The organism is Nocardiopsis mwathae, from assembly GCF_014201195.1.
GTDB lineage: Bacteria > Actinomycetota > Actinomycetes > Streptosporangiales > Streptosporangiaceae > Nocardiopsis_C > Nocardiopsis_C mwathae.
The window spans coordinates 2,294,990-2,312,313 of sequence record NZ_JACHDS010000001.1 but is presented as its reverse complement, the minus strand read 5'-3'; the positions used below and the strand labels follow the sequence as shown (position 1 = coordinate 2,312,313).

Sequence of the window (17,324 nt, the reverse complement as noted above, 5' to 3'; positions counted from 1 at the left end):
TACCCGGCCCCGCCGCTCATCGCCCGCGCAGTTCGCGGTAGCGGGCGACGAGGTTCGCCGTGGAGGTGTCCAGGCCGCCGACCTCGGCGCCCTCGGACAGGGCGGGTTCGACGCGCTTGGCCAGGACCTTGCCGAGTTCGACGCCCCACTGGTCGAAGCTGTTGACGCCCCACACGGCGCCCTGCACGAAGACCTTGTGCTCGTAGAGCGCGATGAGCTGGCCGAGCACCGAGGGGGTCAGCTCGGCGGCCAGGATGGTGGTGGTCGGGCGGTTGCCGGGGAAGGTGCGGTGCGGCACCAGTTCGTCCGCCACGCCCTCGGCGGCCACCTCTCCGGCGGTCTTCCCGAACGCCAGGGCTTGGCCCTGGGCGAACATGTTGCTCATCAGCAGGTCGTGCTGGGCCTCCAGCTCGGGGCCGAGCTCGGCCGACGGGCGGGCGAAGCCGATGAGGTCGGCCGGGACCATCTTCGTGCCCTGGTGCAGCAGCTGGTAGTAGGCGTGCTGTCCGTTGGTGCCCGGCGTGCCCCACACGACCGGCCCGGTCTGCCAGGCCACGGGCCGCCCGGCCCGGTCGGTGGCCTTGCCGTTGGACTCCATGTCGAGCTGCTGCAGGTAGGCGGTGAACCGCGACAGGTAGTGGCTGTAGGGCAGCACCGCGTGCGACTGGGCACCGAAGAACGCGCCGTACCAGATCCCGAGCAGGCCGAGCAGCAGGGGCGCGTTGGCCTCGGCCGGGGCGGTGCGGAAGTGCTCGTCCATCAGCCGGAAGCCGTCGAGCATCTCGCGGAACCGGTCGGGGCCGATCGCGACCATCAGTGACAGCCCGATCGCCGAGTCGTAGGAGTAGCGGCCGCCCACCCAGTCCCAGAACTCGAACATGTTGGCGGTGTCGATGCCGAACTCGGTGACCTTCTCCGCGTTGGTGGACACCGCCACGAAGTGCTTGGCCACAGCGGAGGCGTCGCCGCCCAGCCGACCGAGCAGCCACGCGCGCGCCGAGGTGGCGTTCGTGATGGTCTCGATGGTGGTGAACGTCTTGGACGCGACGATGAACAGCGTCCGTTCGGGGTCGGCGTCGCGCAGCGCCTCGTGCAGGTCGGCGCCGTCGACGTTGGACACGAAGCGCACGTCGAGTCCGCGCGCGGTGAAGGGGAGGAGCGCCTCATAGGCCATGGCCGGTCCCAGGTCGGAGCCGCCGATGCCGATGTTGACGACCCGGGTGATGCGCTCACCGGTGTGGCCCGTCCACGCGCCGGACCGCACGCGCTCGGCGAAGCCGGACATACGGTCCAGCACGGCGTGGACGTCGGGGACGACGTCGTGCCCGTCGACCTCGATCACGGCGTCGCGCGGTGCGCGCAGCGCGGTGTGCAGTACGGCGCGGTCCTCGGTGAAGTTGATCTTCTCGCCGCGGAACATCGCGTCCCGCAGCCGGCTCACCCCGGTGGCCGCGGCCACCTCGCGCAGCAGCCGCAGTGTCTCGTCGGTGACCAGGTGCTTGGAGTAGTCGAGGTGGAGGTCGCCGACCTGCAGGCCGTAGCGTCCGGCCCGCCCGGGGTCGGTGTCGAACAGCTCCCGCAGGTGGGTGTCCCCCAGCTTCTCGCGGTGCTCGGCCAGCGCCTTCCACTCCGCACGCTGATCCAGGCGGGTGTCACCCGCAGGGCTCGATTCCGGCATGGCTCCGCTCCTTGTCCCAGGGACGTGACTCAAAAAGCCTCCGCCCGGTGTGTACCACACATTGGCCTAGACCAGACCACCGGTCGTGGGAGAAGCGGCCCAGGTCACACGCTCGCACGGTGCGGTGGGGCAGGTCGGGGCGCTGCGGTGTCACGTGTCGGGACGGTTGTCCGACCACACCTCCCACAGGGCGGCGTAGCGTCCTCCGGCCGCGACGAGTTCGTCGTGGGTGCCCGTCTCCACGACCCGGCCGGCGTCCAGCACCACGACCCGGTCGGCGGAGGCCGCCTGGGTGAGGCGGTGGGCCACGAGCAGCGCGGTGCGTCCCTCCAGCGCGCGGGCGGCGGCCTCCTCCAGTTCGCGGGCGCCCGCGCTGCCCGCATCCGCGGTGGCCTCGTCGAGGATGGCGACCGGTGGGTCGGTGAGGACCAGCCGCACCAGCGCCAGCTGCTGGGCCTGGGCCACCGTCAACCGGTACCCGCCGTCGCCGACCACCGTGGACAGGCCGTCGGGGAGGGCGTCGACCCAGGCCAGCGCACCGACGCGGGCCAGCGCGGCGCGCAGCTGGGCGTCGGTGGCGCCGGGCCGGGCCAGCCGCAGGTCCTCGCGCAGCGGCCCGGCGAAGACGTGCACCTCCTGGCTGATCAGCCCGACGGTGGCGCGGATGGAGGCGGGATCGAGCTCGTCGGTGCCCACACCGCCCAGCGTGACCGTCCCGGAGGTGGGCCGGTGGATGCCGGCGATCAGCTTGGCAAGGGTGGTCTTGCCCGCGCCGCTGGCCCCGACCAGCGCGACCCGCTCACCCGCGCCGATGTGCAGGTCGACGTCGCGCAGGATGTCGTGGCCCGGCGTGTAGGCGTGGCCGAGCCCGGCCGCCTTGACCGAGGCGTCGACCGGCACGACCGGGTTCGCCGCCGTGCCGTCGGCCTCGCCGGGCAGGTCCGCCACGCCGACGATCCGGGACAGGCTCGCCCCGGCCTTCTGCGCGTCGTCGAGCAGGACGAGGGCGGCGTTGATCGGGTTGAAGAGGCTGTGGAAGTAGAGTGCCGCCGCGGTCGCCGTGCCGATGCTCACCGAGCCGGTGCCGACCAGGAGGAAGCCGGTCGCCAGCACTGCGCCGAGGCCCACGTACTCGGCGAGGTTCAGGCGCGCGAAGAAGCCGGTGACCAGCCGGATCCCGCGCAGCGACAGGTCGACGGCGCCCTGCGAGCGCCGGGTGACCCGCTCGATGTGGTCGTCGGTGAGCCGGAACGCGCGCACCGTCCGCGCACCGCCGACCGTGTCGAGGAGCTGCTGCTGCCGGGCGCCGACGGCGACGCGCTGGGCGGCGTAGAGCGGGACGGCCCGGCGCAGGTACCAGCGCACGGTCAGCAGTTGGATGGGGGCGGCCAGCAGCGCGGCGAGGAGGAACCGCCGGTCGAGGACGGCCAGCGCGCCGAGGGTGAGGGCGATCGTCAGCAGCGAGCGGCCCAGTTCGGGCAGGGCCTCGCGGACCGACTTGGCGACCTCGGCCACGTCACTGGTCACCCGCGCGGTCAGGTCGCCGGACCCGGCCTGCTCCACCTGCTCAAGCGGAAGGTGCAGGGCCCGCGCGATGAACCGCTCGCGCAGCGTGGCCAGCATGCCCTCGCCGAGCCGGGCGACCAGCGCCAGCCCCAGCGCGGTCACCGCCCCGCGGGTCAGCGCCACCACGGCCAGCAGCACCACGGGCACGGTCAGGGCTCCGGCCCCGCCCCGGCCGACGACGACGTCGACGATGTGGCCGAGGAGCGGGGCGGTGAGCAGTCCGATGGCGGTGGCCACGACCATCGTCAGGAGCGCGCCGAGGGCGAGCAGCCGCCTTCCCGCGAGCAGCCCGACCACCACCCTGGTGGTCCGCGCGCCGGTGGCGGTGGGCAGCAGGGCTCGTGCCGAGTCGGACGTCGCGGTCATCGGGGGTGTGTCCCTCTGCAGTCGTGGGTGGGCACGGGGAAGGTGAAGGGGCGGCCGTACGCGGCCGGCGCCGGCGGGGTCAGGTGAGCACCGCCGAGCGGTAGGCGGGGTGCGCCTGCAGCAGGTCGCGGTGCGTTCCCTCGGCGGCCACGGCACCGTCGTCGATGAGGGCCACGCGGTGGGCCGTTGCGAGCAGTGCCGGGCTGGTCGTGACCAGGACCGTCGTGCGGCCCCGGCGTACCTCGGTGATCGCGGCGGCGATCCGGGCCTCGGTGACCGCGTCGACGGCCGTGGTCGGGTCGTGGACCACCAGCACCGGGGGGTCGGCGGCGAGCGCCCGTGCGAGGGCGACGCGCTGGCGCTGCCCGCCGGACAGGGACCGGCCGCGTTCGGTGACGGCCGTGTCGACACCCTGCGGCAGGGCGCGGGCGACTTCGTCGGTGGCCGAGGCGTCCAGTGCCCGCCGCACCCCGGCGTCCAGTGCCGCCCGTTCGGCGAGCGTGTCCACCCCGTCGCCCGGGGGGTTCGCGCCGGCCGCCGCGGTGACGTTCTCCAGCAGGGACCCCTCGAACAGGTCGGCGTCGTGCGCGGCGACCAGGACCGCGGCGCGGACGTCGCCGGGGTGCAGGTCCGCCAGTTCCACGCCGTCCAGTTCGACCACCCCGGCCGATGGGTCGGCGTCCCGGCCCAGGCACTCCAGTAGCGCCGATGCCGCGGCCGGGTCCGGTGCCACGATGCCGGTCAGGCGCCCCGGGGCGATGTCGAGGTCGACGCCCGTGAGCGCCTTGTGTGCGACGCCGGTCAGCCGCAGGTGCCCGGCGACGTTCTCCGGAAGTCGGCCGTTCCCGGCCGACACCGCCGGGGGAGCGGCCAGGACGGAGGCCACCCGCCGGGCGGAGGCGCGGCCCTGGGCCAGCATGCCGTTGACCCACGCGAAGATCTGGAAGGGGCCGAGGAGGAACTGCGCGAGGCCGACCGCTGCGACCAGGTCTCCGATGCTGATGGTGCCGCCGATGGCCAGGCGGCCGCCGACCAGGGCGACGAGGGCGATGAACAGGCCGGTGAGCGCGAGGAGCGCCCCGTCGTGCCCGGCCTGGGCGCGGGTGGCGCGCAGTGTGGCGGCCAGTGAGTCGCGGCTCGCCTCCCGGTAGCGGGCGACGGCCGCGGACTCGGTGCCGAGCCCCTTGAGCACCCGCAGTCCGGTGACGAGGTCGGCGGCGGTCCCGGAGGCGTAGGCGGCCCGCTCCTGCTCCGCGCCGCTGCGGCGCTCCAGCGGGCGGCCGATGAGGTGCGCGAGCCACAGCAGCGGCGGGGTGCCCAGCAGTACCAGCAGCCCCAGCGGAACCGAGATCAGCAGCAGTGCCACCGAGCTGACCAGCAGCCCGGCCAGGCCCGCGACGCCGAAGGGCAGGGCGCTGTTGATGCGCCCGACGCGGCGGGCGTCGTCGGTCGCGATGTTGACCAGGGCGCCGGGCAGCCGGCCCGCTTCGGCCCCGCCCCGGGGGTCGAGAACCCGCTCGCCCAGTTCGATCCTCAGCCGGTGCGCGGCCTGCTCGGCGGCCCGTTCCGCGGCGCGGGCGGCGTGGCGGTAGCTGAAGGAGAGCACGGCGAAGAGGGCCGCGAGGACCACCAGCCACCGCACCAGCGCGCCGAGCGAACCGGGGGCCACCGCCTGGTCGATCAGCACACCGATCACGACCGGGACCAGGGCTTCGCATGCCTGGTGCGACGCGGCGAGCAGCGAGGCCCCGGCGACGAGCCGCCGCTGCCCCGACAACGAGCGCAGCACCACCCGCCGTCCGGTCGGCGCGGGGTCGTCTGTGACCTCGGCGGGCCGTTCTGCGCGCACCACTCCACATCCCTCCGGCGGGCCACCCGGCACCATGGACAAGCAGTTAGGTAAGGCTAGTCTAAGAATCGACTGCGCGCATTCGGTGGATGCAGGGATCTCCCAAGACCGACCGACCAGGACCAATGCGAGGGCGCCCCCTACGACGCGACGCGTCCCCTACGGTGCTCTCCCGTGGGGCTGGCCCGGCCGGGTGCGGGCGGGGGTGCTCGGATCGGGGGATCGGGTCGAAGCAGAACCACTCCCTGCGGTGATCACGGGGAATAGTCCGGCGAACCGGACACCATGAGATGCCCGCCCAGGGTCACCTTCGGGGAGGGGTAGGGGGGCTCCCGGTTCGCGGAAAGAGCTCTACGCGAAGCGGACACACGGGCTTCCGGCCGTCCCTTTCCACCTCATCCGTTGATCTCAGGGATATTGGGGCTTCGTGGGCGATCTTTGCCCCAGTATCTCCGAGATCAACGAAGACGGGAGTGGGCGCGTGGCCGCCCTCACCGCCCCACGTTCCCGACACAGTGCACGAGGCGGTCGGTGGGGGAGGGGTGCGGCCGTGAGGCCCCGGGTGATCCGCGGCATGCGCGCCCGGCGTTGGACCCTGGTCGGGATCTCCGCTAGCATCTCGGTTCGGTTAGCCTCACCTTAGAAACAGCGCGGGTGCCGCGTCACCCCTTCAGGAGGTCGCCGGTGTCGGTCACCGCTCACTCACAGGAGAGGAGCGTCGCCGACCCCGAGGAGCGCACGGAGCGCCGGGGCCCCCGTCCCGTGGTCCGGCGGCTGGGGATAGCGGTGGCCCTCCTCGCGCTGGCGGCCGTAGTCCTGCTCAGCATCGCCGCGGGCGCCCAGGACATCCCGCTGCGCACGGTGTGGGAGGTACTCCGGCACCCAGACGGGTCGCGCGACGCCGTCATCGTGCACGACTACCGGATCCCCAGGACGGTCCTCGGCGCGCTCGTGGGCATCGCGCTGGGCCTCTCCGGTGCGCTGATGCAGGCGCTCACCCGTAACCCGCTGGCCGATCCCGGAATCCTCGGCGTGAGCCTGGGAGCCTCCACCGGGGTGGTCGTCGCGATCGCGTTCTGCGGCGTCTCGGCGGTCAGCGGATACGTCTGGTTCGCCTTCGCCGGAGCGGTGATCGCCTCCGCCGCCGTCTACGCCATCGGCTCCACCGGAGGGCGGGCCGCCACCCCCGACCGGCTCGTGCTCGCGGGCGCGGCGATCACCGCCGTGCTCTTCGCCTTCAACACCGCGGTCCTCATGGTCGATCCGCGGGCGTTCGACGAGTTCCGGTTCTGGAACGTCGGTTCGCTGGCCGGCCGCTATCTCGACGTCCTGCTGCCCGTCGCGCCGTTCATCATCGCGGGCGGCATCATCGCCCTCGCCCTCGCGCGCCCGCTGAACGCCCTGGCGCTCGGCGACCAGCTGGGAACCGCCCTGGGCGTGCGTATCCGGCGCACCCGTGTCCTGGGCGCCATCGCGATCATGCTGCTGTGCGGCGCCGCCACGGCCGCAGCCGGGCCGATCACCTTCGTGGGGCTCGCCGTCCCGCACATCGCCCGGCTGATCGTCGGCCCCGACCAGCGCTGGGTGCTGGCCTACTCCCTGCTGCTCGCCCCGATCCTGCTGCTCGGCTCCGACGTCCTGGGCCGCGTTCTCGGCGCGCCGGGCGAGCTGCAGGTCGGAATCGTCACCGCCTTCGTCGGAGCCCCCGTGTTCATCGCCCTGTGCCGTCGCCGCCGGCCGGCCGCGCTGTGAGCGCGCGGCCGGGGCACCCGCCCCGCACCCGTTCCGTCGGCCCGGCGCCGACCCCTGCCGCCACCCCCGCCGGGTACGCCCCGCTGCGCACCCGGGGCGAGCGGCTGGCACTGCGGATCCACCTGCGCACCGCCGCGGCGTGCACCGCGATGGCCCTCGGCCTGGCGGGGATGTCCGTCCTCGCCCTCACCGTCGGGGACTTCCCCCTCACCCCCGGCGAGGTGGCCGCCACCCTCATCGGGCGGGGGTCGCCCGGGCACGACTTCATCGTCTACACCCTGCGCATGCCCCGCCTGCTCACCGCGCTGTTCGTCGGCGCGGCCCTGGCGGTCAGCGGCGCCATCCTGCAGCGGCTGTCCGGCAACCCGCTGGGCAGCCCCGACATCATCGGCTTCACCAACGGCGCCGCCACCGGAGCCCTCGTCGTCATCGTGCTGATCGGCGGGAGCATGCTCCAGGTCGCGGCCGGAGCCCTGGTCGGCGGCGTGGCCGCGGCCGTGCTCATCTACCTGCTGGCCTTCACCCGCGGGGCCGGCGGCCGGTTCATCCTGGTCGGGATCGGCATCGCCGCCATGGCACTGGCCGCCAACTCCTACCTGATCACCCGGGCCAGCCTGCAGGACGCGATGGCCGCCCAGGCCTGGCTGGTCGGCAGCCTCAACGCGGCCGGGACCGAACAGGCCGCCGCGGTCGGCCTCGCCCTGGCGGTTCTGCTCCCGGTCGCGGTCTCCCACGGCCGGGCACTGTCCCTGCTCTCCATGGGCGACGACGCCGCCAAGGGGCTGGGCGTCGGTGCCGAGCGCAGCAGGCTGGTGCTGATCGCCGTCAGCGTGGTGCTGGCCGCGATCGCGACGGCCGCCACGGGGCCGATCCTGTTCGTGGCGCTGGCCGCCCCGCAGCTCGCCCGCCGCCTCACCCGCTCGCCCGGTCCCGGCCTGGTCGCGGCGGCCCTGATGGGCGCGCTGCTGCTCCTGGTGAGCGACATCGCCGTGCAGCGGCTCTTCACCGGCGCCGCCCTGCCCGTCGGCACCGCGACCGGCCTGATCGGTGGGCTGTACCTGGTCGGGCTCCTGATCACCGAGTGGCGTCGGGGCCGGGGCTGACACCGGCCCGCGGCCGCCCGGTGGCGGGCGGCCGCGGGAAGCCGGTCCCGTGCGGTCAGCTCGGACGGCGGGGCAGGCCCCGGGCCACCCGCTGGCGGATCACCCGGTCGAACTCCTCGGCGAAGGTGTTACCGGGGCACTCGGTGGCCAGCCAGTCCCGGTGCCGGGACAGACCCTGCTGGACCGCCTTCCTCCCGTTGACCGGGTTCTCGTACTCGATCTCCTCCACCGGGTCGACCCCGGTGATCAGGCACAGCGCGTGCAGCGTCCGCACCAGGCTGTTCTGCGCCCTGGGGGTGGGCATGCCGTCGGTGAAGTCGCCCATCAGGCAGATGCCGATGTTGCCGGTGTTGAACTGGAAGGCGTGGCCGGCGGTCACCGCCTCCGCCTGACCGGGCAGCGGGACACCGCGGAAGATCGGCATCAGGGCGTTGCCGGTCCACCGCCCCTCGTAGACCGTGCCCTCCGGGTCGATGAGCAGGTGGTAGCCGACGTCGCCCCACCCGTTCTCCACCGCGTGCAGGTGGTAGATCGCCCGTACGTTGGAGGCGGCGTCGTCCCCGACGGGCCAGGCACTGTGGTGCACGGTGATGGCCTGGACCCGGGAGTAGGCCGCGGGCCAGATCTCGTTGCCCCCGTCGTCGAACCGGTGCGACTCGTCCGCGCCCCAGCCCGCCCGGGTGCGGTAGCGCACGAGCCGCCCGCCCCTGGGGTCGGTCCCGGTGTCATCGTAGAGTTCGCCCTCGGGCCTGCCGCCCATCCGCACCGTGCCCCCGTCACGCATGTTCATCGCCGCACACCGGGCACGGTCGGTGCCTTGCGCCCGGATCTCATAGCCCGTGCACCCCTCGGGTGCGGGCGCCAGCGCCGCCGGGGTCCGCGGCCTGTCGTCGGGCCCGTCGGCGTGGAAGTGCAGATCCCGCCAGTCGGTGAGGCCGCCGGGGGTCTCGAAGCGGATCGCGGCGTCGCCGGGCCGGCCACCGGTCGGCCTGACCGCGACGTAGTCGAAACCCGACTCGGGCCGCACCATGCCGGACGCCGAGGTGTCGGCGGTGGACCGCTCGACCAGGGTCTGCGGAACGCCGTGCCCGGCGGAGGTACCGTCCGGTGCCGGGAGCGGGTCGGCCGCCGCGGCCCGCGTCCCGGCCGCCGTGGCGCCGAGGGCAGCGAACGCGGCTCCGGCGGAGGCACCCGCCGCGAGGAAGTTGCGCCGTCGCACAAGGTCTCCGTTCCAAGGGTGGTCTGGCCACCCGTTGTGGGGGAAACGGGTCCGCGACGCCGTCCGCACCGCCGAACCCGGGTGGATGGATTTCCGGATCATGACCGTACGGCACGTTGCGTCCGGTGGAGGGCGGTTCCTGATGCGTGTCCATGACGATTCGGCAAACCCGGTGCCCGCGGCCGGCCGGGGAAGGGCCGCAGCGCGCCCCTGGGCGTGCGCTCCGCCGTCAGGAGGTCACGCTGTGGTCGGATCCGGTGCCCGGGGGCGTCGACCCGGGCGGGGCGAGCGGCATGAGCAGGTCCCGGGAGAGCTCTTCGCCCTGCCGGAACACGATGACCTCGTCGCCGACGATCTCGTAGCGGTAGGGGCCGCTCTCGGCGGTGTAGCCGTCGTCGGTGGTCTCGGCGGGCACGAGCGTCCCGTTCTCCGGCTCGGCGAAGTACTCCCCGTAATAGAACAGGCTCCCGCTCGCGGTGCGGCACAGGGTGATCTGCTTGTCGGCCGACATGAACGCCTCGACGAGCACGGCCTCCTCCGGCTCCGGCAGCCGGCGGGTGACGTGGAACGGGCAGTCGGAGTCCTGCGGTGCGGAGGCGGCGGGCCCCTCGCCGTGGCCGGCGCCGGGGTCCGCGCCCGGGTCGGGGATCCCGGCCCCCGGTGCGCCGGCCCCGAGGCCCGGGGCGTCGTCGGGGTCGTGGCCGCAGCCGTAGAGCAGCAGCAGGACCACGGGCGGGACGAGCAGGCCGAGCAGGCCCGCGGAGGTCGCCCGTCGGCCGAGCCTTCCGTGGCGCAGGGCCCCGAGGACCGAGGCACACCGTGCGTGGCGGCCGCGACCGGACTCCGCGTGCTCGGGTTCGTCCGGCCCGTGGGCGGTGCCGGTGGCGGCGCCGCGCCGGCCTGGCCCGGGCGCCGCGGTGTCGCGGGGGTGGCCGGCGGGATCCGGGCCGGTCGGCCCGGTGGGAGGGGCGGCCGGGACGGCGGCCCCGGCGAGCAGGTCGCCGCTGTCGCCGGGCGCGCGCTGCCGGCCCGGTCCGTGCCCGGGTGGGACGTTCAGCGCCCACCGGGGGTCGCGTGGGGCGGGACCGTGCGCCCGGCGGCTGCCGCAGTACCGGCAGGACGGGTCCTGGGCGTCGTTGCCGCTCGCGCAGGTCAGGCACCGCCACGCCGTGGCGGGCGGGGGCGCCTCCCGCATCCTGGTGTCGGAGGCGGACGGTGGGGCGCCGGGCGGGGCGGGTGCGGTCGCCGGTTCCCTCGTGTGCGGCCCACGGTGTGCGGCACCGCAGTTCAGGCAGGTGCCGCGGTCGAGATTGTTGTAGAAATCGCACCGTGGGCACCACCACGTGGACTTCGCCATCGGGCCCTCCCTCTCCGCACCCTTCCGAGAGGACGGCGGACACGTCGGGCGCGCTGAACCGGGAATCGGGGCCGCGTGCGGCAGCCCCGTGGTGTGCGCTTCTCACCCGTCCGCCCGATGGCCCGGCGCTTTCGGGATACCCCGCCGGGCGCGGCCCGGCACGCTTCAGGCATACGGGGCGCGGTTCGGCGGAGGTGTGCCCCGGCGCCGGGGAGGGCTGTCGTGGGGGCCTCCGTCCAGCGCCGATCGCCCGATGCGATCCGGCCACCTCTCCGAGTGACTGCGGCGACCCTATCGAATGCCGAACCGGCAGTGAAAGAGGTCGCTTCCGTCACATCCGTTTCTGCGGGCGATTCAGCCCGAAACTGCTCGATCGTTCGTGCGGGCGGACGATCGCGTCCAGCACCAGGCCAGGACCCAGGTCACCAGGATGACGACGAGCATCGCCATGGGGACGTGCAGATCCAGCATGCGCGCGCTGCCGAAATAGGCCTGGGCGATCCCGGCGCCCAGCGCGGCGGCGCTCACGGCGGTCGGCCACAGCGGGCCGCCTCCCGGGCGCCACAGGAGGACCGCGGCGAGCACCTGGAGTCCGGCGGCGATGTGCACGGCGACCGCCCCCATCGAGTGGAGGGGCAGCGCCGAGTAGTCCTGGATGATCAGGCGGCCGGCGGTGACGAACTCGACCAGGAGGAGCGCCGCGTGCAGCAGCGCGGTGAGGCGCAGCGGCCACAGCAGGGAGGAGGTGCGGGTGTGGGTGGGCCGGGGCGTGGACATGGCGGGGTGCCTCCGTCGTGCCGGCCGCCGGAGACGGCCGGGGCCGGCCGGTGTGGGGTGCGAGCGGGGTGGAACGAAGGGGGCGGCCGGATCGGCGCAGCCGATCCGGCCCGGCCACGGGAGTGCGGGCGTCCGGTGGACCCCGTCGCACTACTCCACGGTGATCGTGACCTCCATGCCGTCCTGGCGGTGGTTGCCGATCGAGCAGTAGAGGGTGTAGGTACCCGGCTCCAGCTCGACCGTGCCGCTGGCCGACTCACCCGGCCCCACCTCGGCCACGGTGTGGTCGTCGTGCTCCTCGATCACCAGGTCGTGCGGCGCGTTGCCGACGTTGTTCAGTTCGAACGTGATCGTCCCTGCCGGGACGGTGTCCGGGACGCCTTCGAAGTACATCTCACCGGCGTCGACCGAGATCGTTTCGGCGTCGGTGGCGGCATCGGTGTCGTCGGCCGTGTCGTTATCCGCGTCCTGCTCGGCGGCGACGTCGTCCTGCGTGGCGGGCTCCGGCTCGTCGGTGCCGCATGCGGCCAGCCCGAGGAGGACGGCGAGGGCGGCTGCACTCAGGGCGAGGCGGGACATGGAGGACCAGCTCCTTCGATGTCGATCGGGAGAATCGTCGGTTTTTCCTATCAGGAGGCAAAGTGCTCTCAGACGGGAACACGATCCAGCGGCCCGGACGGTTCGATCTCGGCGCCGAAAGATCACATTCGCCGCCATACACGGTCCAGAGACGTCATTCCAGGCCGCCGCTCCCCGCTCGACATCACCGGTGCGTGCGGCACCCTCCGTGCTCCCCGCCCCACCGGCCCGGCGCGGCCGACCTCACCCCGCGGCGCCCGCGGGGTCCACCTGCGCCTGGTACTCGGTCCGGCCCAGCCCTGCGAACTCCTGGCGGCGGTGGGCGACCGTCTCGACCAGGGCCAGCTCGCTGGAGGACGCGCTGAACTGCTGCCAGCGCCGGGCGCGGGCGTTGCCCATGGCGATCACCGGCAGGAACGGGGCCGCGTCCACCGGCTCGATGCCCAGCGCGTCGGCGGTGGCCTCCCCCTGGAACAGCCGGGTCAACGCCGCCAGCAGGATGCGGGTCTGGGCCGGCTCCATGCCCAGGGCCTTGCCCAGCGGACCCTCGGCCAGCACGTCGATCAGTGCCTCCACCAGGCGGCGCGCGTTGTCGTCCGGCGCGGCGTTGGTCGCGTCGATCGCCGCCAGCAGGGTGTCGGCACCGGCATGGTCCGTGACGTCCCGGTACCACTCCGGGTCGAGGCCGAGCAGGTGGGCCACGTGCGCCCAGTAGCGGTAGAGCTCGGCCTCCTCCTGAGCGGTCGTGGCGATCCCGACCCTGCGCAATGCCGCATACGGGATCACGGTGAAGTCGAGCCAGGTGCGGGCGGTGTCGGTCTGGTTGATCGGGGTCCCCCAGGTGTCGGAGTCCCAGCCGCGGCGCAGCGCGCCGGCGCGCACGCGGGCGTGCAGCAGCCGCACGTGCACGGTGTCGATGTAGCCCTGGGCGCCGCGCAGCAGCCCGCCGGGCAGGATCGCGTTGGTGCGCCAGAGCCCGGTCTCAGCCAGGCGGCGTCCCGCCGTCGCGGTCAGCTTGCCCGTGCCGGTGAGCACACGGGCGATGCCGGGGGCGCTGTAGGTGTGGACCAGGGAACCCAGTGCGAACGCGATCGTGCTCCAGAACGGGTCGACCGACAGGCTGGTGGTGTCGCCCCGCGTGAGCATGTCGGTGTCGACGGAGAAGGGCGGCGTCTCGCACTCGCGCAGCAGGGCCGCGATCGCCGGGGGCGGGGAGTCCAGCGAGTCCAGGCCGTCGCGGAGCCCCGCGTCCAGGGTCGCGCGGGCCTCCCGGCCCAGCGCGTCGAGCTCGGCGATCACCGCGTCGGCCACCGGGTCCCCGAGCCGCAGCCCGCGGGCGACCAGGTCGATCGATGAGGTCGGGTGGGCCGTGCGGGCTTCCTCCCCGTTGACGAGTCTGGCGGGGGCGCTCGGCACGGGCTCATGCGGCATAGGGCAGGTCCTCCGTATCTCGGAAACGGCGTCGACGCCGTGGTTACCGATTGGTAGGGCGTCTCGGGCGGTGATCATCCCATGACACCCGCGCCAACCGGACACCGGCCCGGCCCCCGGTGCGAGGCGGGCCGCGGCGGGCGAGGGGTCCGCCGCGGCCCGCCCGGCTACCCGGCCTCCGGTCCCGCCCGGAACGTCAGGTGCTCCGGCGGCTCCTGGATCCGCGACAGGTCGGCCTCCAGGACCGTGCGGTCGCCGTCCCGCAGGATCTCGCGGAACCCGGCGAACTTGTAGGTGACGTACATCTGGCGGTTGCGCCCGGTCTCCACGAAGTCCGCGCGCAGCCCGGCGCCACTGCGGTGTGCCAGCGACATCACGTGGTTGAGCAGCACGCCGCCCACACCGCGCGCCATCACCCGGCACGACATCAGCAGCAGCCGCAGCCGCCAGTGCCGCCCGCCCTTCTCCACCAGGGCCAGACCGATCTTGCCGTAGGGGCCGAACCGGTCCGTCAGGTCGGCCACCAGCAGCAGGTGGTCGGGCGACCCGCGGAACGCGTCCAGCTCGTCGTAGGAGAAGGTGTGGCCCGTGGAGTTGAGCTGGTTGGTGCGCACCGTGAGCTCCTCGGCCCGCTTGAGGTCCTCCTCCTGGGCGGGGGCGACGGTGAACGTCATCCCCAGCGAGGCCAGGAACTCCTCGTTGGTGCCCTCGAACTCCTCCTCGACCCTTTCGCGCTCGGCCCCGCTCCGGTACATCCGGCGGCGCAGCCGCGACTCGTCGGTGATGAACCGCGGCACCAGTTCGGGTCGGTCCAGCGCCTCGGGGAGCTCGGCGATGTCCACGCACATCACCTCCGGGTGGGTGAAGGACACCTCCGCCAGCTCGAAGGGCTGGTCGTCGACGAACGCCAGCGCGTCGATGCCCAGGTTGAGCCGCTCGGCGATGGTGGCGATACTCGACGACTTGGGGTTCCAGCCGATCTGCGGGTACAGAAAGTACTCGGCCAGCCCCAGCGCTGTGAGGCGCTCCATCGCCGCGTCGTGGTCGTTGCGGCTGGCGATCGAGTTGAGGATTCCCCGGCCGTCCAGGGTCCGGATCGCCTCGACCACCTCCGGGCGCACGGTGACCTCGCCGTCCTCCAGCAGGGTGCCGTCCCACACGGTGTTGTCGAGGTCCCACACCACGCACTTGATCCGCCCCTGGCGGGGTTTGGCGGGGGTGCCGTCGTCGAGCGTCGGCCCCGCCGCGTCGCCGCCCACCGGTTCGGTTCGCTCGGTCGTCATCTCACCTTCTCCTCAGCTGCGGACCGGGAAGGGCGCGGACCCGCGGCCGCCTGGAACGCCTGCTCGGCGATCGTGAGCTGCTGGATCTGCGAACTCCCCTCGATGATCTCCATGACCTTGGCGTCCCGGTAGTAGCGGCCCACCGCCGCCCCGGCGCCGAATCCGCTCGCCCCGTGGATCTGCACCGCGTCGGAGGCGGCACTCACAGCGGCCGTCGACGCGAAGTACTTGGCCGTCCACGTGGCCATCACCGTCGCGGGGTCCCCCTCGTCCTTGAGGGCTCCGGCACGTCGGCACAGCAGCCTGCCGGCCTCCAGGCCGGTCACCATGTCGCTGAGCATCCGCCGGATCAGCTGGTGTTCGCGCAGCGGCGCCGAACCGGCCACCCGCCGCGCGGTGTGGGCGGCGCAAGCCTCGACGCACGCCTGGGAGATGCCCACCGACCCGCACGCCACGCTGTAGCGCCCGATGTCCAGCGCGCCGGTGCCCACCAGCGACAGGCCCATGCCCTCCGGGCCGAGCAGGGCCCGGGAACCCACCTCGCAGTCGCGGAACTCCAGTTCGGCGAGCATGCTGCCGCGGGTCCCCATGATGTCGTGCAGTGGCTTCACCCGCAGCCCCGGAGTGGCGCGGTCCACCAGGAACGCCGACATGCCGTTGGGCGCCTTGGCGAACACCAGGTAGACGTCGGCCGTCTGCCCGGCGGTGATCCACTTCTTCGTGCCGTTGATGACGAACCCGCCGCCGGTGCGCTCCGCCGTGGCGGCGATCCGCCCGGCGTCGCTGCCGGCGCCGGGCTCGGTCAGGCAGAACGCGCCGAGCGCGGTGCCGTCGGCCAGGCCGGGCAACCAGGCCGCCCGCTGCTCGGCGGTGCCCCACCGGTTGACGGCGAAGGCCACCATGCTGTGCACCGTCAGCAGGCTGCGCACCGAGGAGCAGGCGCGCCCGACCTCCTCGTGCAGGACGCCGAACGTCACCATGTCCATCCCGGGGCCGCCCGCCTCGGTGGGCAGGACCGCGCCCAGGAAGCCCTCCGCGGCCAGCCGCTTGACCAGTTCCGTCGGGATGCGCTGCTCCCGGTCGAACTCCGCGGCGTGCGGCGCGATCTCGGTGTCCGCGAACGCGCGGAAGCGCTCGCGGGTGAAGGGGGAGGTGGCGGGGGTATCGGTCACGCCCCTCACCCCTTGGCCGCGACACCGCTGGTGGCGGTGCGCTCGACGAGGGCGGCCATGGCGTCGACGGTGCGGAAGCCGTCCAAGGCGAGCTCCTCGTTGGGGATGCTGAGCTGGAAGTGGCTCTCGATGAACAGCACCAGCTCCATCGCGAACAGCGAGTTGACGAAGCCGAGGCGGAAGATGTCCTCGTCGTCGCGGAGCTCCAGCTCGGGGTAGCGGCCGAGGATGAACTCGCGGATGGCGGACGTGATCTGCTCTGTGGTCATCATCGCTCCCAATCGACTCGGGTCGGTTCAGGTCTGGTAGGTGAAGAAGCCCTGGCCGGTCTTGCGGCCGTGCAGCCCGGCGTCGACCATGCGGCGCAGCAGCGGGCAGGGGCGGTACTTGCTGTCGTTGAAGTCCTCGTAGAGCACTTCGAGGCTGTGCAGGATGGTGTCCACCCCGATCAGGTCCGCGGTCTGCAGCGGCCCCATCGCGTGCCCGAAGCACCGCTCGAAGAGCCGGTCGATCTCCGCGGGCGAGGCGACCTGCTCCTGCACCAGGTAGATCGCCTCGTTGATGGTGGGCATCAGCACCCGGTTGGAGACGAAGCCGGGCGAGTCGTTGACCACGATCGCCTCCTTGCCCATCGACGCCAGCAGATCCTTGGCGGTGTCGAGGGTGTCGGCGGAGGTGTGGTGGCCCATGATCACCTCGACCGCGGGCTTGAGCGGGACCGGGTTCATGAAGTGCATCCCGATCACCTGGGCCGGCCGCGCGGTCAGCGACCCCAGCCGGGTGATGGACGTGCAGGAGGTGTTGGCGGCGAAGCAGACCTCCGCCCGGCACACCTCGTCCAGCACGGGGTAGAGGTCCTTCTTCAGCTCCCACTTCTCGGTGATGTTCTCGATCACGAAGTCCACGGGGGCCAGCGCGTCGTACTCCACCGCATAGGAGACCTTGCCCGCGGTGGGCACGGCCTGCTCCTGGCCCGGCTTGGCCAGCAGGCGGCTGAGCCGCATGTTGCGCGCCAGCTCGGCGGCGGCCCGGTCCAGGATCTCCTGGTTCAGGTCGACCATGACCACGTCATGGCCGCTCTGCACCAGGCTCTGCGCCGTGCCGACACCCATCACCCCGGAGCCGACGATTCCGACCATCGGGGTTCCGTCCATTGACATGCGGACCACTCCTTCCTCTCGGTTCCTCTCGC

Annotated in this window: 14 protein-coding genes; 2 read left to right on the top strand and 12 right to left on the bottom strand. The window is 73.2% G+C overall.

All coding sequences use genetic code 11. The features are described from left to right. Positions 1-16: 16 nt before the first annotated feature. The 3 genes from pgi to HNR23_RS09715 all read right to left on the bottom strand — a co-directional run bounded on the left by pgi (position 17) and on the right by HNR23_RS09715 (position 5,459). Positions 17-1,678 carry a glucose-6-phosphate isomerase gene (pgi, locus tag HNR23_RS09725; protein ID WP_184075166.1) on the bottom strand — a complete coding sequence of 554 codons (1,662 nt, stop codon included), beginning with the start codon at positions 1,676-1,678 and terminating at the stop codon, positions 17-19. Between the two features lie 150 nt (positions 1,679-1,828). Then, positions 1,829-3,610, bottom strand: coding sequence for an ABC transporter ATP-binding protein (locus HNR23_RS09720; RefSeq protein WP_184075164.1), 1,782 nt, complete (start codon positions 3,608-3,610; stop codon positions 1,829-1,831). A 79-nt stretch (positions 3,611-3,689) separates the two neighbouring features. Beyond that, entirely contained in the window at positions 3,690-5,459 is a 1,770-nt protein-coding gene (locus HNR23_RS09715; protein WP_343070501.1) for an ABC transporter ATP-binding protein, read from the bottom strand. Between the two features lie 684 nt (positions 5,460-6,143). Between HNR23_RS09715 and HNR23_RS09710 the strand changes: the two genes are divergently transcribed. Beyond that, a complete protein-coding gene (locus HNR23_RS09710; protein WP_184075162.1) occupies positions 6,144-7,211 on the top strand; it encodes an iron chelate uptake ABC transporter family permease subunit in 1,068 nt (355 codons plus the stop codon). Continuing rightward, on the top strand, positions 7,208-8,314 hold the full coding sequence (locus HNR23_RS09705; RefSeq protein ID WP_184075160.1) for an iron chelate uptake ABC transporter family permease subunit: 1,107 nt from the start codon (positions 7,208-7,210) through the stop codon (positions 8,312-8,314). The genes HNR23_RS09710 and HNR23_RS09705 overlap by 4 nt, the downstream gene beginning before the upstream one ends. Before the next feature lie 55 nt (positions 8,315-8,369). On the opposite strand, the gene HNR23_RS09700 is transcribed toward HNR23_RS09705, so the two are convergent. The 9 genes from HNR23_RS09700 to HNR23_RS09660 all read right to left on the bottom strand — a co-directional run bounded on the left by HNR23_RS09700 (position 8,370) and on the right by HNR23_RS09660 (position 17,292). After that, positions 8,370-9,533 carry an N-acetylmuramoyl-L-alanine amidase gene (locus tag HNR23_RS09700; protein ID WP_184075158.1) on the bottom strand — a complete coding sequence of 388 codons (1,164 nt, stop codon included), beginning with the start codon at positions 9,531-9,533 and terminating at the stop codon, positions 8,370-8,372. Positions 9,534-9,762: 229 nt separating this feature from the next. Next, complete coding sequence (locus HNR23_RS09695; RefSeq protein WP_184075156.1) at positions 9,763-10,890, bottom strand: hypothetical protein; 1,128 nt, start codon at positions 10,888-10,890, stop codon at positions 9,763-9,765. Between the two features lie 354 nt (positions 10,891-11,244). After that, positions 11,245-11,667, bottom strand: coding sequence for a hypothetical protein (locus HNR23_RS09690; protein ID WP_184075155.1), 423 nt, complete (start codon positions 11,665-11,667; stop codon positions 11,245-11,247). A 150-nt stretch (positions 11,668-11,817) separates the two neighbouring features. After that, on the bottom strand, positions 11,818-12,246 hold the full coding sequence (locus HNR23_RS09685) for a cupredoxin domain-containing protein (protein ID WP_184075154.1): 429 nt from the start codon (positions 12,244-12,246) through the stop codon (positions 11,818-11,820). 243 nt (positions 12,247-12,489) lie between these two features. Then, positions 12,490-13,677 carry an oxygenase MpaB family protein gene (locus tag HNR23_RS09680; protein ID WP_184075152.1) on the bottom strand — a complete coding sequence of 396 codons (1,188 nt, stop codon included), beginning with the start codon at positions 13,675-13,677 and terminating at the stop codon, positions 12,490-12,492. A gap of 167 nt (positions 13,678-13,844) precedes the next feature. Beyond that, complete coding sequence (locus HNR23_RS09675; RefSeq protein ID WP_184075150.1) at positions 13,845-14,960, bottom strand: HAD-IIIC family phosphatase; 1,116 nt, start codon at positions 14,958-14,960, stop codon at positions 13,845-13,847. Then, positions 14,957-16,132, bottom strand: coding sequence for an acyl-CoA dehydrogenase family protein (locus tag HNR23_RS27460; protein WP_184075148.1), 1,176 nt, complete (start codon positions 16,130-16,132; stop codon positions 14,957-14,959). The genes HNR23_RS09675 and HNR23_RS27460 overlap by 4 nt, the downstream gene beginning before the upstream one ends. Positions 16,133-16,137: 5 nt before the next feature. Beyond that, the gene (locus HNR23_RS09665) at positions 16,138-16,401 is read right to left on the bottom strand and encodes an acyl carrier protein (protein WP_184075146.1); all 264 of its coding nucleotides are present in this window, start codon (positions 16,399-16,401) and stop codon (positions 16,138-16,140) included. A gap of 27 nt (positions 16,402-16,428) precedes the next feature. Then, entirely contained in the window at positions 16,429-17,292 is an 864-nt protein-coding gene (locus HNR23_RS09660) for a 3-hydroxyacyl-CoA dehydrogenase family protein (RefSeq protein WP_184075144.1), read from the bottom strand. Positions 17,293-17,324: the final 32 nt, after the last annotated feature.

Bases quoted from the DNA above. Each gene is read 5' to 3' on its own strand.
- HNR23_RS09685 (WP_184075154.1), bottom strand. From the start codon at position 12,246: ATGTCCCGCCTCGCCCTGAGTGCAGCCGCCCTCGCCGTCCTCCTCGGG.
- pgi (WP_184075166.1), bottom strand. From the start codon at position 1,678: ATGCCGGAATCGAGCCCTGCGGGTGACACCCGCCTGGATCAGCGTGCG.
- HNR23_RS09660 (WP_184075144.1), bottom strand. From the start codon at position 17,292: ATGTCAATGGACGGAACCCCGATGGTCGGAATCGTCGGCTCCGGGGTG.
- HNR23_RS09695 (WP_184075156.1), bottom strand. From the start codon at position 10,890: ATGGCGAAGTCCACGTGGTGGTGCCCACGGTGCGATTTCTACAACAAT.
- HNR23_RS09690 (WP_184075155.1), bottom strand. From the start codon at position 11,667: ATGTCCACGCCCCGGCCCACCCACACCCGCACCTCCTCCCTGCTGTGG.
- HNR23_RS09680 (WP_184075152.1), bottom strand. From the start codon at position 13,677: ATGCCGCATGAGCCCGTGCCGAGCGCCCCCGCCAGACTCGTCAACGGG.
- HNR23_RS09720 (WP_184075164.1), bottom strand. From the start codon at position 3,610: ATGACCGCGACGTCCGACTCGGCACGAGCCCTGCTGCCCACCGCCACC.
- HNR23_RS09665 (WP_184075146.1), bottom strand. From the start codon at position 16,401: ATGACCACAGAGCAGATCACGTCCGCCATCCGCGAGTTCATCCTCGGC.
- HNR23_RS09675 (WP_184075150.1), bottom strand. From the start codon at position 14,960: ATGACGACCGAGCGAACCGAACCGGTGGGCGGCGACGCGGCGGGGCCG.